Annotated in this window: 18 protein-coding genes; 1 reads left to right on the top strand and 17 read right to left on the bottom strand. The window is 30.3% G+C overall.

The window, feature by feature from the left end; genetic code table 11:
* Positions 1–6 precede the first annotated feature (6 nt).
* The 14 genes from ACYUCG_RS05910 to ACYUCG_RS05845 form a co-directional block, all read right to left on the bottom strand.
* On the bottom strand, positions 7–387 hold the full coding sequence (locus ACYUCG_RS05910; protein ID WP_460268289.1) for a hypothetical protein: 381 nt from the start codon (positions 385–387) through the stop codon (positions 7–9).
* 66 nt (positions 388–453) lie between these two features.
* On the bottom strand, positions 454–720 hold the full coding sequence (locus tag ACYUCG_RS05905) for a hypothetical protein (RefSeq protein WP_003460286.1): 267 nt from the start codon (positions 718–720) through the stop codon (positions 454–456).
* A gap of 22 nt (positions 721–742) precedes the next feature.
* Entirely contained in the window at positions 743–1,096 is a 354-nt protein-coding gene (locus ACYUCG_RS05900; RefSeq protein WP_460268288.1) for a DUF6711 family protein, read from the bottom strand.
* A 3-nt stretch (positions 1,097–1,099) separates the two neighbouring features.
* The gene (locus ACYUCG_RS05895; protein ID WP_460268287.1) at positions 1,100–4,312 is read right to left on the bottom strand and encodes a hypothetical protein; all 3,213 of its coding nucleotides are present in this window, start codon (positions 4,310–4,312) and stop codon (positions 1,100–1,102) included.
* A 40-nt stretch (positions 4,313–4,352) separates the two neighbouring features.
* Positions 4,353–4,685, bottom strand: a complete 333-nt coding sequence (locus tag ACYUCG_RS05890; protein WP_061414490.1) for a Gp15 family bacteriophage protein — start codon at positions 4,683–4,685, stop codon at positions 4,353–4,355.
* Positions 4,675–5,043, bottom strand: coding sequence for a hypothetical protein (locus tag ACYUCG_RS05885; RefSeq protein ID WP_078233608.1), 369 nt, complete (start codon positions 5,041–5,043; stop codon positions 4,675–4,677). The genes ACYUCG_RS05890 and ACYUCG_RS05885 overlap by 11 nt, the downstream gene beginning before the upstream one ends.
* A 15-nt stretch (positions 5,044–5,058) precedes the next feature.
* Positions 5,059–5,508, bottom strand: a complete 450-nt coding sequence (locus ACYUCG_RS05880; protein WP_460268286.1) for a phage tail tube protein — start codon at positions 5,506–5,508, stop codon at positions 5,059–5,061.
* Between the two features lie 9 nt (positions 5,509–5,517).
* On the bottom strand, positions 5,518–5,904 hold the full coding sequence (locus ACYUCG_RS05875) for a phage tail terminator protein (protein WP_460268285.1): 387 nt from the start codon (positions 5,902–5,904) through the stop codon (positions 5,518–5,520).
* Positions 5,904–6,287 carry a hypothetical protein gene (locus ACYUCG_RS05870; protein ID WP_460268284.1) on the bottom strand — a complete coding sequence of 128 codons (384 nt, stop codon included), beginning with the start codon at positions 6,285–6,287 and terminating at the stop codon, positions 5,904–5,906. The genes ACYUCG_RS05875 and ACYUCG_RS05870 overlap by 1 nt, the downstream gene beginning before the upstream one ends.
* Entirely contained in the window at positions 6,287–6,613 is a 327-nt protein-coding gene (locus ACYUCG_RS05865) for a hypothetical protein (protein ID WP_460268283.1), read from the bottom strand. The genes ACYUCG_RS05870 and ACYUCG_RS05865 overlap by 1 nt, the downstream gene beginning before the upstream one ends.
* 2 nt (positions 6,614–6,615) lie before the next feature.
* Positions 6,616–6,978 carry a head-tail connector protein gene (locus ACYUCG_RS05860; protein WP_460268282.1) on the bottom strand — a complete coding sequence of 121 codons (363 nt, stop codon included), beginning with the start codon at positions 6,976–6,978 and terminating at the stop codon, positions 6,616–6,618.
* 35 nt (positions 6,979–7,013) lie between these two features.
* Positions 7,014–7,283: a hypothetical protein gene (locus ACYUCG_RS05855; protein WP_265917873.1), complete on the bottom strand. Its 270-nt coding sequence runs from the start codon at positions 7,281–7,283 to the stop codon at positions 7,014–7,016.
* Between the two features lie 16 nt (positions 7,284–7,299).
* Positions 7,300–8,205 (bottom strand): capsid protein, encoded by a 906-nt coding sequence (locus ACYUCG_RS05850; RefSeq protein ID WP_460268281.1) that lies wholly within the window; start codon positions 8,203–8,205, stop codon positions 7,300–7,302.
* 23 nt (positions 8,206–8,228) lie between these two features.
* A complete protein-coding gene (locus tag ACYUCG_RS05845; protein WP_272452087.1) occupies positions 8,229–8,837 on the bottom strand; it encodes a hypothetical protein in 609 nt (202 codons plus the stop codon).
* A gap of 137 nt (positions 8,838–8,974) precedes the next feature.
* On the opposite strand from ACYUCG_RS05845, the gene ACYUCG_RS05840 reads away from it, so the two are divergent.
* Positions 8,975–9,448 carry a DUF2321 domain-containing protein gene (locus tag ACYUCG_RS05840; protein ID WP_124229158.1) on the top strand — a complete coding sequence of 158 codons (474 nt, stop codon included), beginning with the start codon at positions 8,975–8,977 and terminating at the stop codon, positions 9,446–9,448.
* 94 nt (positions 9,449–9,542) lie between these two features.
* Here ACYUCG_RS05840 and ACYUCG_RS05835 read toward each other — a convergent pair whose 3' ends face one another.
* The 3 genes from ACYUCG_RS05835 to ACYUCG_RS05825 form a co-directional block, all read right to left on the bottom strand.
* Complete coding sequence (locus ACYUCG_RS05835; protein WP_124229159.1) at positions 9,543–9,749, bottom strand: Thoeris anti-defense Tad2 family protein; 207 nt, start codon at positions 9,747–9,749, stop codon at positions 9,543–9,545.
* Between the two features lie 121 nt (positions 9,750–9,870).
* Entirely contained in the window at positions 9,871–11,109 is a 1,239-nt protein-coding gene (locus ACYUCG_RS05830) for a phage minor capsid protein (RefSeq protein WP_460268280.1), read from the bottom strand.
* Positions 11,093–12,613, bottom strand: a complete 1,521-nt coding sequence (locus ACYUCG_RS05825; RefSeq protein WP_460268279.1) for a capsid protein — start codon at positions 12,611–12,613, stop codon at positions 11,093–11,095. Before ACYUCG_RS05825 ends, ACYUCG_RS05830 begins: the two co-directional genes overlap by 17 nt.
* Between the last annotated feature and the right edge of the window lie 2 nt (positions 12,614–12,615).

The following is a 12,615-nucleotide window of genomic DNA, read 5'->3' as shown; positions in this document are numbered from 1 at the left end:
TTTATATTATTCCTCTATCATAAAGTCAATACACATTAACTCTCCTGGACTCATTTCATAACCATTTAATAATTCAATATTAAATTTATGTATATCCATTTCAACTTCAATTTCTTGTAATTCATTAATTTCTTTATTAAAATACTCTAATCTTTCTGGATCAATATCATAATTTCCCTCTGTTATTTTTAGAGTTCCATCACCTTCTTTTAAACAATATTCTTCTATTAATTTTTGCCTTTCTTTATTATAGTGTTTTAATTCTCTTTCAACTTTAGATATATTCTTGCCTATAGCATAAGAAACTTTAACTGGTAACTTTCTTAAACTTATTTCTCCTAATACATTAACTTTTTCTAATATTTCTTTATTTGTCATTTTAACCATTTTGAATACCTCTTTCTTTTAAAAATTTCATTAAAAAAGAACCTACATTTTGTAAGCTCTAATAAACTAGAGTATAAAACAATTTAAGCTTTTGCCAACTTCCGTAGCCTTTGTTCTAAATTTTTGAACCTCAGCTTGAACTAATTGAGAATTTGCTAAGAACAACTCCATATTAGTAGGATATGTTTGAATATTTGCGATAGTATTTTGAGTTAAACTACAACTCATTGTTAATACTGTTTGCTTCATTCCATCCTTTTCTATATTTACTGTTCCATTTAAGTTGGTAGATTCTGTTATTGTGCTTGTTACTTTTATATTTTCTTCTGACATTTCAATTCCTTCTTTCTTTTATTTATATTTCTATTAAATTCATAGACAGACCTTGCCATACATTCTTATTAAAATCAACAGCTGGTGTACTTCTATCTCCTACATAAAAATTTTTAGTTGTAACTCCTTCCATTGGATCAGGATAAGTAACTGGAAACTCTGTTCCACTTACTGATTGTAATATTGTTTTAATCTCATTAGATGTTAAAGGCCCCCATTCACACTCAAGTTTTCTAGTAACTCTTATCCTATCTCTAAGCATTACACCTAATAAATTTCTTCCTGTATTTTCTCCATCTAAATCCATTATGTTAACCTTAAAACTCTTTGGAGAAGCAACTGCTACTCCATTTATACTAATTCTTATAGTTGCCACCTCCTAAAGATTTAATAATTGCTCTCCAGCTTGTCTATTCACTTTATTTATAGCTTCTATTGCAATTCTACCTAAATCAGTATCTTTTATTCTTAATATTAAATCACCACTCTCTTGAGGTCCTGAATTATTATAGCTATTATCTTTTTTATTCTTCATCGCTTCTAAAATAGCTTCTATTATAACTTCTTTTATTTTTTCTATGAACTCTGGATCATTAATACTCTTCTTTTCATTACTATTAATATTTTGACCTAACATTGTTAAATCAGGTTGTTTTAATGCATTATTAGAAAGTAATAACATATTATTAATTCTTTCTGAAAGTTTAATAGCAAGTAAATTTAATCCACCAGTATTATTTTCTAGTGGTACTACTGCCTCTGTTCCAGCCTCTCCTATTACGGCTTGTGTTGGTTTATCTACTATACCGCCTTTAGCCAAATAAGGCATTTTAGCTATGTTAACTCCAAAGTGCTTACCACCAATACCAGGAATCCAATCTGGAGTAGTAAAACTAATTTTGTTTAAACCATCTATAGCCATATTAATTAGCCCAATAACGGAGTTTAGAGGCGCTTTAATTACAGAACCTAATCCACTCATTATACCTTTGAAAATATCTACAACGCCATGCCAAGCTCTGCTCCAGTTTCCAGTAAATACTCCGGTTACAAAGTCTATTATTCCACCAAATATTTTTTTGATAGATTGAAAAACATTATCTACATTTTTTAAGAAAAGATTTAATAGATTCCCTAATACTCCAAAACAATTTGACCAATCTGTTTGGAAAACATTCCTTAACCATTCTTTAAAGCTATTAAATATGTCTTTTATTTTTCCCCATATTTCTATAGCTTTAGCTTTTACAAAGTCCCAATTTTTATATAAAGCTACTCCACTAGCTATTATTGCTGTTATAGCAACTATTGCAATTCCTATTGGACTTGTTAAAAATGCTATTGCTCCACCTAGTAATGTTGTTGCTATAGTACTTGTTTTTGCTACAGTTGTCCAAATTGTTTGAGCTATTGTCCATAAAGTTAATGCTCCTTTAACTATTAGTATAGAAGCACCAAGACTTCCTAAAACAATAATAATTGTATCTAATACTGGCTTTCCACTACCCATTAACCAATTTATTAAGTTGCTAAACGCATCTAAAACAATTCCTAATATATCTGCTAATTTAGCTAGAACTGGAGCTATCATGTTTACAAACCAATTAACCATAGGAGCAACAAAATTAGTATAAATATACCCAGCTAATTCAAATATTTTTGCACCTAGCCTTATAAATCCCTGGAATAAATGACTACCTCCATTATCCCAAACATAAATTAATTTTTGAGTTAAATTTTCTAATACTCCTGATGTTGCATTTAATATTTGCATGAATGTAGTTGCTAATCCAGGACCAATTTCTCCCCAAACTTGCCTTAAAGAATCTCCCATATGCTTAATTAATGTAAGTGCATTTAAAAGAGCATTTGCTAAAGATTGAACTATAGCTGTTCCTATTCCTCCAGCATTCCAAGCATCTGCAAATGTAATTGCTATATCTCCAACTATATTAAATATGTTTTGTAAAATTTGTAGAATAACTACAAGTATTTTTTCTCCCGTTCCATTAGTCCATACTTCTAAAAAACTAATACCTATAGCTTTTATAAGCTCCCAAACTCCATGTAATGCATATTTAATACTTGCAATTGTTGCAGCTCCTTCTCTTGCCCATGCATTTTTAAAAGGTTGAAATATTTTAGATATAATGTCTTTTAGCTTTTCTACCATAGCATTTATTTTTTGCATTGCTACACTTGTTGGACTTAAATCTATATCTGGAGCAACCATTGGTATCGGATCTATTCCTCCACCACCGCCTCCTCCTTTTGGAGCCTTTGGAGCTTTATCAGAATCATCTGGAATACTTAATTTATTTATTTCATCAAATCCAGCTAAGGACCTTTGTATTTTCTTTTTTGTCTTTTCTGCCGAATCTCCTATTTTATCTACTGCTCCAGATGTTTTTTTACCTTGCTTTTCCATATTCTTCATTGAAGCTATAGAAGCATTCATACTTTTAGCAGCACCAAAACTAGCTTGATATGTTTTACCAAATATAGCACTTATAAAAGCTGCAATATATGCTGTTACTGTTGCTAATGCACTCATTAAAGTATTTAATGCAGGTAAAACCGCTTGATAAATAGGCATAAATGCAACCATAAGATTAGTTCTAATTTGTGCTAAACTATTTGCAAATTGTGCATTAGTCATTAAAGCACTTCCTATATAACTAGCAACAGTGGTTATCCCCTTCATTACTAAAGGGAATACTATTCCCCACCTAAACATACTATCAATAAACATCCCCGTTGCACTTCTAGCACCATTCATATTTTCTCTATATCGTCTAGTAGAGTTATTAGCATTTCTTAAATTTCTATTTGTTCTACTTGTATTATTTTCAAGCCTCTTCATACTATTACTTGCTTCATTTAATCCTAAAGTAGAATTCTTAGCTGAATTACCTAATTTCTCAAACTGCCTATCTAAATCAGCTAATTTAAACCCTGTTGCATCAGATTTAGCTATAAGTTTATTTATAACAGCTTCTGTTTTTAATATTTGCTCTTGTAATTTGTTTTTTCTAGCTTGATTAAACGTAGAATTATAAGCAGCCTTCAATCCTGATAATTTTTCTTGTTGCTGCTCTATTGATCTATTAGTTATCTCTAAACTATTAGAAAGATTTTCAATCTTAGATTTTATAGATTCTAAATCTCCAACATTACTTTTTGGTGGTCCTCTTCTACTTATTGGTTGCGTTGGTACCTTGCTACTAGGCATTGCAATATTACTAACTGGAGAAAACCGAATAGGAATTTTTATTTCTTTAGATTTAGCTATTATACTTCTTATAGCATCTAAAGCTTTTGATTTTATTTCTTCTATTGTCTTAAGAATATTAGCTTTACTTTTCTCAACACTAGATTTTATAGTTTCATCAATATTATTCATTCCTTTATTTAAAGATTCAGAAATTCCTTTCGTTATTGAATTAAAATCAAATTTTCCTGTTATTCCTTCTAGCGACTTACTTATCTGACTACCTATAGAACTAGCCATTTTCTCTATTTGTTTTCCTATATCACCATCTTGTATCTCTAAGTCAAGACCAATTTTTCCTACTGAATCTGCATCTGCCATTATCTCACCACCTTTCTTAGAATCAAAAAGGCATTTAGTATTAACTAAACGCCTGTTTAAGAATTTCTTGTATTTCTTTTATTTGCTCCTCTTTTTCTTCATCTGTCATTTGCTCTACTTGTCTACTTCTCCATTCATCACGAATTTTATGTTGTTCCTCTGAAAAGTTCTTAAGCATATTTTCATCTTCTTCACTTCTTATGGAAACAATTTGACCTAATGGAGTTTTAGGCATTATTCCACTAAGCAAAGTACAAAATTCATCCCAACTCATATCTGGCTCATTCCTAAGCCTTATTCCGTATTGAGCTGTAAAAGAAGCCTCTATAAGCTCCCAATCTTCAAATAAATCATACCATTGATTATTTTTCACTTTCTTGAAATCGCTTAGCCTCTTTCTTGCTTAATTCTTCAATCTCTTCAAGTTCAACATTAGATACCGCAGCCATTATTACATTAAGTATTGCTTCATATTGTGCCATACTCCACTCTTCGCCTTTACTATCTATATACTCAAAAGCTTCTTGACCTAGAGAAGCCTTTATTATTTTATTCATAAACTCCATTTCATCATAATTTTTGTCGCCTTTTTTATCATTTCCTCTAGCTAACGATTGAATATATATAGCATTATTCTTAGTATTATTAATTTTATACTCATGCTCTTCATCTATTTTTACTGTTGGTTTTACATTAACCATTTTATTCATTATGTTATATACTTTTGCCATTATTTATACCTCCTATTATTCTCCTGCTCCTGGTGTGTATGTTGGTTTCCCATCGCCTTTAAGTTCAAATTCTAATGGTGCAACCTTTGTACTATCATCTCCACCAATATTTTTAACATCAATTACACAATCAAATGTTATTTTTGAACCATCAGGGAACTCCATTTCTCCTTTGGTACTACAATCCAATCCATCTTTCCATGCTGTTGCTGCAACATAATCATTTCCAGCATCGCCAACATGCCTTTTACCTTTTAAAGATATCGAGAAACTCTTTCCTGTCATTAAACTTCTTGCCCAACCTGCTGTATCCATTGGTGTCCAATCTTCTACCTTACCATCTATTTTAATACCAAAGTTCTCCATATCAGCTATAGTCTGCATATCTTGAGATTGACTTGCTTTTCCTTTTGTTCCTATCTTAAATTTAAGATTATATACTGGAAAAACTCCTGTAAATGCCATAATTATTCACTACCTTTCATGTATTATATTTACTTCTATTACATATTCATATATGTTATTTTTATCTGTTCCAACTCCTATAGGTTCGCTAGTTCTCATATCAAAATCTATAACTCTTTTCCCACCTATAACAGCTTCTTGACCAAATAAAGCGTTAAATACTTCTTGAGCTTTTTGTTCTGCTATATTAGCATTCTTTCCCCAATGAACTAATATAGAAATAGCCTTAGTGGAATAGCTTGTATTTTCTAAACCACCTAAGGCTATATGATTTCTTGGTCCTCTTATACTATAGATACCTATACATTGCTCTTTAGTTGCATCTATCTTTCCTATATACCATTGAGGAAATTCTATTTTAGTTTTTAAATATTCTCTTATTTCACTTAGTAACATTACTTTATCACTCCTTTACTAAACATTTTAAAAAAGTGTTTATATGTATCTGTTACAAATTCTTTATTATCTCCATTAATATAAGATTGCATCCATTTACCTTGTGCATTTATATTTTTATCTTGTCTAAAATTATATTCTGGATGCCAATATAATCTTCTAGCATATGGTGTATCAAAAATTATAGATGCTATTCCATCATCCACCTTCGATAAATCAACAAAACCACTTCTTTCAAGTTCTCCACTATCCTTAGGAACTACAGCACTTGTCTTAATATCACTTAATATGGCCTCTGTAGTTTCCTCTAAAGCTTTATTTCTAGCATTTATTAAAGTGTTTATCTTAGTTCTATCTAATTTTATTGTTACTTTAGCCTTCATTAGATAAGCTCCAATTCAGTAGAAAATACACTTCCATCTGGATTACGTGGCCTTGATGACTTATAAATATCTTTTTTAAAATCTCCAACCTTTATATATCCTTCAATTAATTTATTAGGATAAATATCACCTTCAATTGTTACGGTACCACTTAAAGTTACAAGTCTACTCTCTGCATCGAGAATATTCTTTCCCTTTTCATTATATATACTTAATCCTTTATAAATTAACTCTTCTACTGGTTCACCATCCTCATTCATATAAGTATGGTAAACATCTACTGGTGTTTTTAAAAGCCATTTAGGAAATGGTAATTTAATTCCCATAGTTATATCCTCCTACTATTTAAACCAGTTTGAGATATATAATTAATAACTTCCTGTGTTGTAGTTATTCCATTTATAATACTTCCATTAAAAGATACTGAAGTGCTACCAGCCGAAAAACCACTCAAGGGCATATTTATAAACTCACCATATTGCTCTATAAATTCAGCCTGTAAACAAACTGCTTTTTTAATTTTATCTTGTTGAAATGGAGATAAATTTTCAAATTCTATTCCTATTATTCTGTTATAGGTTAATTTATCAATTTGATCTGATGCTCTTTCTAATCTATTTTCTAAAGTATCATCATTAATGATATTACCTTTGAAATTATCTTTATAATATGAAATATCTACATAAGACATATTCTCACATCCTTATAAAGAAAAAGAAGCCTTAACTAAGACTTCTTTAACTCTTTATTTTCTGCTTTAAGCTTTTTATTTTCTTCTTTTAATTTCTCATTTTCTTGCTTTAAAGTATAGTTTTCATCTTTTAATAGATCTAATTCATCTTTTAACTTTATATATTCCTCATAAGAAATAGATTTCCCTGCTCCACGTTCTATAACTTCCCCGTCATCATTAACTATGTCATATCCTTGTTGTTTATAAAAGTTCTGTTCAGATTCAGTTATTGTATAAACTTTATTTTCTTTAATAGCCTTCATATATTATTACTCCTTTCTAGCCCTCTACCTCTGCATTAATAGCTATACCACATGCTTTATTTTTTATTAAGAAAGTATCTCCATACTCCCTAGTCTGATACACATATTTATCCGCTGTTCTTGAATCAGTACCAGGAGTAAACAACTTCATATAAGCATATTTACTTCTAGTTACTTGGCAAGATGGATGTATAAGTATCATATTGATTTGTTTTGCATCACCTGCTGGAACACATCCATTAGTGAAATCATACTTTGTTTTCATTCTTGATGATGGTACTTTTTTGATTGTAACATCATCTAAAGAATATACTCTTCTATCTATCTTTCCATTATTGCTATTAACATCTAAACTTCTTTGGATATTTTGTGCATTCTTAATTATTTTGTTCATAGCTGGAGTAACATAAAGAATTCTTCCTTCTGATGGTACCCCCTCATCATCCATTTTCTCCATCTTTTCATCAAACCAATCTAATACATTTTCTGTAATTAAAGTTGTATTGTCTATAACAGCTCCATTTGATTTATATGTTTTAGCCTCTGCGTAAAGCTTAGAGTATCTATAAGAATCTCTCTCTGGAATAGCTTGTTCTGTTTCAAATACATTCTGAACATTTGCTACTTCTAAAGTTAAATTAGTTTCATCTATATCCATAGGATCTAAAGCAAATTCTATATCTCTGTCATGAGCTAATTTTTTTGGTTCCCATTCATTAGATATTGTTCCTGTATTGAAACCCATATTCCCTCTATTGTGGTCCTTATATCCACTTACTGTTATATTAGGTAATTTAATGGTTTGTGCATTAATGAATTTAACTTGTGGATTAGATTGCTCTAAATCATAAGAAGTTAATTCTCTCGCATACTTTTGTTGTAATTCTCTTTCAAATTGTTCAGCATAACTATATACTGCCATTTATATCACTCCTAATCTTTTTATTATTTATTTCCAAATGCTCTTGATAAAGCATCATTGACATTTTCTTTTTGCCCTTCAGAACCAGCACCAATTTTAAATCCCTTGTTTTCCTCTTGTTGCTGCACTCCTTTAAAGCTTGGATATTTTTCTAAAACTTTATCTACTGCTTGATCCATATTAACATCATCACTTATCATAGCTTTAGCTAATATAACAACATCATCAACGTTATCAGCTAAAACACCTTTAGATAAGCAAGTTACTTTAGCCTCTAATGTATTAGCTCTCTCTGCTTCTGCTTTGGCCTTAGCTTCTGCATTAGTTAAAGCTTCACTTTGCTTTTGAGTCTCTGTCTTTTGGCTTTCTTTCCAATCTTGATAAGCTTTAAGTTCTTCTTTAGATGGTTGTCCTTTCTTTTCTCTTGCCACCCTATCCTTAATCATCTTATTTACTTCCTCTTGAGTAAAAGTTTTTTCTTCTTTTGGATTAGTTTCCTCTGTTCCATCACCTTCTCCATCTGAATTATCAGTTGAATTAGTTTCTGAACCTGCTCCTCCATTACCCACTCCATCATCTTGAGCTAATTTCATACCTAATCTTTTTCTTAAATTAAAATTTAATATAGACATAAATACCTCCATTTATAGCCTGTCGGCTGTTAATTCCATGCACAGTTTAAGGTCTTAAGCAAGTTTTGGACAAATTATATAATGTAATAAATATGTAAATGTTATATAATTAAATTGATTGAAAGGAGTTGAACAATATGGGATATTATGATATAGGACAAATATGTTTAAGTGGTCATATCATTAATGGTAGCTATAATGAATTTCCGGAATATTCAAAAGAATACTGTCCTAAATGTGGTGAAAAAACAATTATCCGTTGTCCAAAATGCAATAATTATATTCAAGGTGATCATCATAGCTTTTATTCAGAAATTAAAACCACTCCAGCATTTTGTCCTCATTGCGGTGAACCCTACCCTTGGACAAAAGAGAAATTAGATAGCACAAATGAACTCTTATCTTTAGAAAGTGCATTATCTCAAGAAGAACTTGATTATTTCAAACAAAATTTAAATTCAGTTTTAGTTGATACACCTAAAACAAAGTTAGTAGCTACAAAACTTAAATTAGCTATTAATAAGACAAGTTCTGTTGTTGGTTCTGCTTTAAGAGACATATTAGTAGATATTGCTTCAGAAACAGCAAAAAAAATAATTTTCCCTGAATAAAAATAAGCGCTTACTATTTTAGTAAGTGCTTATTTAGATAATTTATATTTCTAACTTATAATATTAGGTAATCACTAAACCTTTATCAATTATTTTAATCAATAATATTCCAATCCTCTCTAGCAACATTAGAGAATGTAAAATAAACATCTTGAGTTTCTCTAATATCTAATACTTTTCCATCTTTGCAATGCATGAAAATAGATTCTTTTTCATTGTCCCAAACCCAATATCCTTTCCACTCTGGAAGTTTTACTTTTTTTCCCTCTTTCATAGCTTTTAAAGCCAATCCAAATTTCATATTTATTCCTCCTTATTTCTCTTAAAATACTCCCCTATTTCATTTATAATCATCAATAAAATTATTGTAACACAAATTATAAGTGTAACTTGAGTTATTGTAGACATATGAAATACCTCCATTAGATTCTTTCTCTATAATGATTTCTCCTAAGCTCTTTATTGCTTTCTAAATGATCCTTTAAAGCTTTTTCTAATTCTTTAACCTTTTTACTTGCTATTTCTTTATTCTCTTCATCACAAGTACCAGCCTTGAATCTCTTCCACTTTCTTAATTGTCTTTCATAATATCTCTGTTTCTGTTCAACCTCATAAAGTTTAATAGCATCTTCCTCATTAGGAACTACCGGAAGTCTTATTATACCTGGGAAGTACGTTGCTAATGTATGCCTACAGTTAGGATGTAAAAATCCTTTCTCTACAGCCTCACTTAATAATGGATAATCTCCATCCTCTTTAGTGCCATGAGAAAATATATCATCAATCAATACTTTTCCTTGCCATGGTTCACACATTTTACAAGTATTTGCGTGAGCTGTAACAACCACTAAATGTATTCCATATTCATCTCTTTTCTTACCTTCACCTAAGAATGTAGCTCTTTGACTTGCTGTTCTTAAACACATCTCTGCATAACTAGCAATATTAACTTGTTTACCATCTTTATAAGTTATACTATTTATACCTTTCTCAAGAAAATCCTTAGTAGCCATATCTATAGCTTGATTAATAGTCTTAGTACCACTTTGCAAATATACATGAGTTTTAAATATTATTTGCCTATATACATCATCCATCTTTCTTAAAACTGACATTTGAGCCTTTTTTAAATCATTTGTAACAGTTTCTTGTAATGTATTAAGTTTCTTTTCGTTAATACCAAAGAAGTTTTCTTCAACTTGTGGAGTAGCCTTTTTCCCTAGTTCTTTAGCAATATACTCTCTAACTGTTTGAGGTTCTTTTATATTCTCTGGAAACTTTATCTTTACTTCATCTATTAACTTTTCTGTATTTTCTTGACCTTTAGTAAACTTCCCTTGAATCTCTCTGTTTATAGCTTCTTGGATAGGCTTGTTATATTCCTCAACTATATTCTTATTTCTCTTTCTATACTTTTCAATTTCTCTAAGCTTAGTTTTTTGCCATTGCTCCCATTTGAATCCTTCTTTACTCTGCTCTGCTTGATGAAAATAAAAAGCCCTATGCATACTAGAAATTAAATCAAGCTCTATTTGCTCGAATATATTTCTAATATCATAAGACTTATCTCTTTCCTTTTTAGCATTTTCTTTTATTTTATTTTCAGTAATTCCTCTAAGTATATCAGCTAATAATTGTATATCCTTATCCCTCTTGTCCATCTGTTTCAACCTCATTATCATCAGTATATGACATATCAGAATCATCTACTGTCTTAGGTTCTTCAGCTACAATATAGCCATTCTGTTCCTTTATTCTTTTTATCTCTTCTTCCTTTTCTTCCTCTGTCCATGTATCTCCATACATTTCCTCAATGCATTGCTCTATAGACATTACTCCATATGTTTTAGCTTTCCCTACAGTTTCTACTACTGAATCAAATGATGGGCTTGCATATTCTCCAAATACAATACTTACTTCATATTCTCCAGTATTCTTTTTGTTTAATACATCATTAGTCTTTAAGATTATATCAACCAACTCTGGTATAACCTCTGTTAATATATCAACCATTTTTCCTCTAGTATATAAAGTAGTCTTTTCTTTCTCCCTTTGAGCTTCTGCATTATCTGTTTTCTTAAGGTCTATTCCTAAAGTGCTAGGACTTATTATACCTTGTAAACACATATCAATAGCATTTGAATAACTCTCAACATAAGCTTCATAGTTTATATTAGCTTGTTTCATATCTATCTCATTCTTTGCATCTTCTGAAAGGCTAGAGCCTACTTTTAAGAATCTATTATCAAATGGATTAGGCTTCATTAAGTTACCGTTAATATCCTTAGGAACTAAATCCTCTGGTATATACTTTTGAACTCTTCCATCTCTTATGGCATCTATCCATTGGCTTATAACTTCATCTAATGCATCAAAGGCATCTGATTTATTATCAAATATACTTTTACCTCTTCCCTCAAACTTAGGAGATTTAAAAAACATTAATGGTACTGCCATTATAAAATCATCTTTATATGTTACATCTGCAAGTTCTCTAGTTTCATAAAGTGTATTTAAAGAAACTTCATTTCCATTACTATTATATAAATTATAATTAATATATCCTTTTCCATAAGTTTCACTTAATTTATATTGTCTATTATTTTTAGTATAAAAAGTATAGAACTTTATTTCTTTTAATCTTCCTCTTTGAGTTATATATTCAACTTTATCACCATCGAAAAACTCTATTATTGGATATTTGCTTATCTCTGTATCTATAGATAGTTTAAAAGCTCCATCACCACTAACTAATGTAGTAGCAATTATATCACCTAACATATCATCAAACTTATTATCTTTTCTTATTTTTTCCCATAATGTATTATCAGCCTCTCCAGTAACTTCTATACTATCCAAGTCAGCTACAACTATATCACTTAATTTATCGGCTATCATTGCAGGTAATCCGCTATGTATTTTTCTTATACTTAAGTCTTCTGATGGTACAGCACTCCAAAACCTAGCTTTATTTACTGGATCACTTGATATATTCTTAAAGAATTGGTCCAGTTCATATGGCTCTCCCCTATACCAAAGCTTATTTCTAATTACATTAGTTTCATAGGTATAAGCCTCTTGTATAGTAATAGGATTAGTTAATGCTGGTTGAACATTTAAATATTTAATTGCTGCTTTAGTTAACATACTCTTAAACCACCCCATTT

This window comes from Clostridium sp. CTA-17, from assembly GCF_054767895.1.
The sequence above is the reverse complement of the archived record's forward strand: the minus strand, read 5'-3'. Positions and strand labels throughout refer to the sequence as shown.

What these genes read in the sequence shown, in the direction of transcription:
- ACYUCG_RS05870 (WP_460268284.1), bottom strand. Translation starts at nt 6,287, where the DNA reads ATGAAGGCTAAAGTAACAATAAAATTAGATAGAACTAAGATAAACACT.
- ACYUCG_RS05845 (WP_272452087.1), bottom strand. Translation starts at nt 8,837, where the DNA reads ATGTCTATATTAAATTTTAATTTAAGAAAAAGATTAGGTATGAAATTA.
- ACYUCG_RS05880 (WP_460268286.1), bottom strand. Translation starts at nt 5,508, where the DNA reads ATGGCATTTACAGGAGTTTTTCCAGTATATAATCTTAAATTTAAGATA.
- ACYUCG_RS05875 (WP_460268285.1), bottom strand. Translation starts at nt 5,904, where the DNA reads ATGTTACTAAGTGAAATAAGAGAATATTTAAAAACTAAAATAGAATTT.
- ACYUCG_RS05850 (WP_460268281.1), bottom strand. Translation starts at nt 8,205, where the DNA reads ATGGCAGTATATAGTTATGCTGAACAATTTGAAAGAGAATTACAACAA.
- ACYUCG_RS05905 (WP_003460286.1), bottom strand. Translation starts at nt 720, where the DNA reads ATGTCAGAAGAAAATATAAAAGTAACAAGCACAATAACAGAATCTACC.
- ACYUCG_RS05855 (WP_265917873.1), bottom strand. Translation starts at nt 7,283, where the DNA reads ATGAAGGCTATTAAAGAAAATAAAGTTTATACAATAACTGAATCTGAA.
- ACYUCG_RS05865 (WP_460268283.1), bottom strand. Translation starts at nt 6,613, where the DNA reads ATGGGAATTAAATTACCATTTCCTAAATGGCTTTTAAAAACACCAGTA.
- ACYUCG_RS05825 (WP_460268279.1), bottom strand. Translation starts at nt 12,613, where the DNA reads ATGGGGTGGTTTAAGAGTATGTTAACTAAAGCAGCAATTAAATATTTA.
- ACYUCG_RS05840 (WP_124229158.1), top strand. Translation starts at nt 8,975, where the DNA reads ATGGGATATTATGATATAGGACAAATATGTTTAAGTGGTCATATCATT.
- ACYUCG_RS05830 (WP_460268280.1), bottom strand. Translation starts at nt 11,109, where the DNA reads ATGGACAAGAGGGATAAGGATATACAATTATTAGCTGATATACTTAGA.
- ACYUCG_RS05895 (WP_460268287.1), bottom strand. Translation starts at nt 4,312, where the DNA reads ATGGCAGATGCAGATTCAGTAGGAAAAATTGGTCTTGACTTAGAGATA.
- ACYUCG_RS05885 (WP_078233608.1), bottom strand. Translation starts at nt 5,043, where the DNA reads ATGGCAAAAGTATATAACATAATGAATAAAATGGTTAATGTAAAACCA.
- ACYUCG_RS05835 (WP_124229159.1), bottom strand. Translation starts at nt 9,749, where the DNA reads ATGAAATTTGGATTGGCTTTAAAAGCTATGAAAGAGGGAAAAAAAGTA.
- ACYUCG_RS05910 (WP_460268289.1), bottom strand. Translation starts at nt 387, where the DNA reads ATGGTTAAAATGACAAATAAAGAAATATTAGAAAAAGTTAATGTATTA.
- ACYUCG_RS05860 (WP_460268282.1), bottom strand. Translation starts at nt 6,978, where the DNA reads ATGTCTTATGTAGATATTTCATATTATAAAGATAATTTCAAAGGTAAT.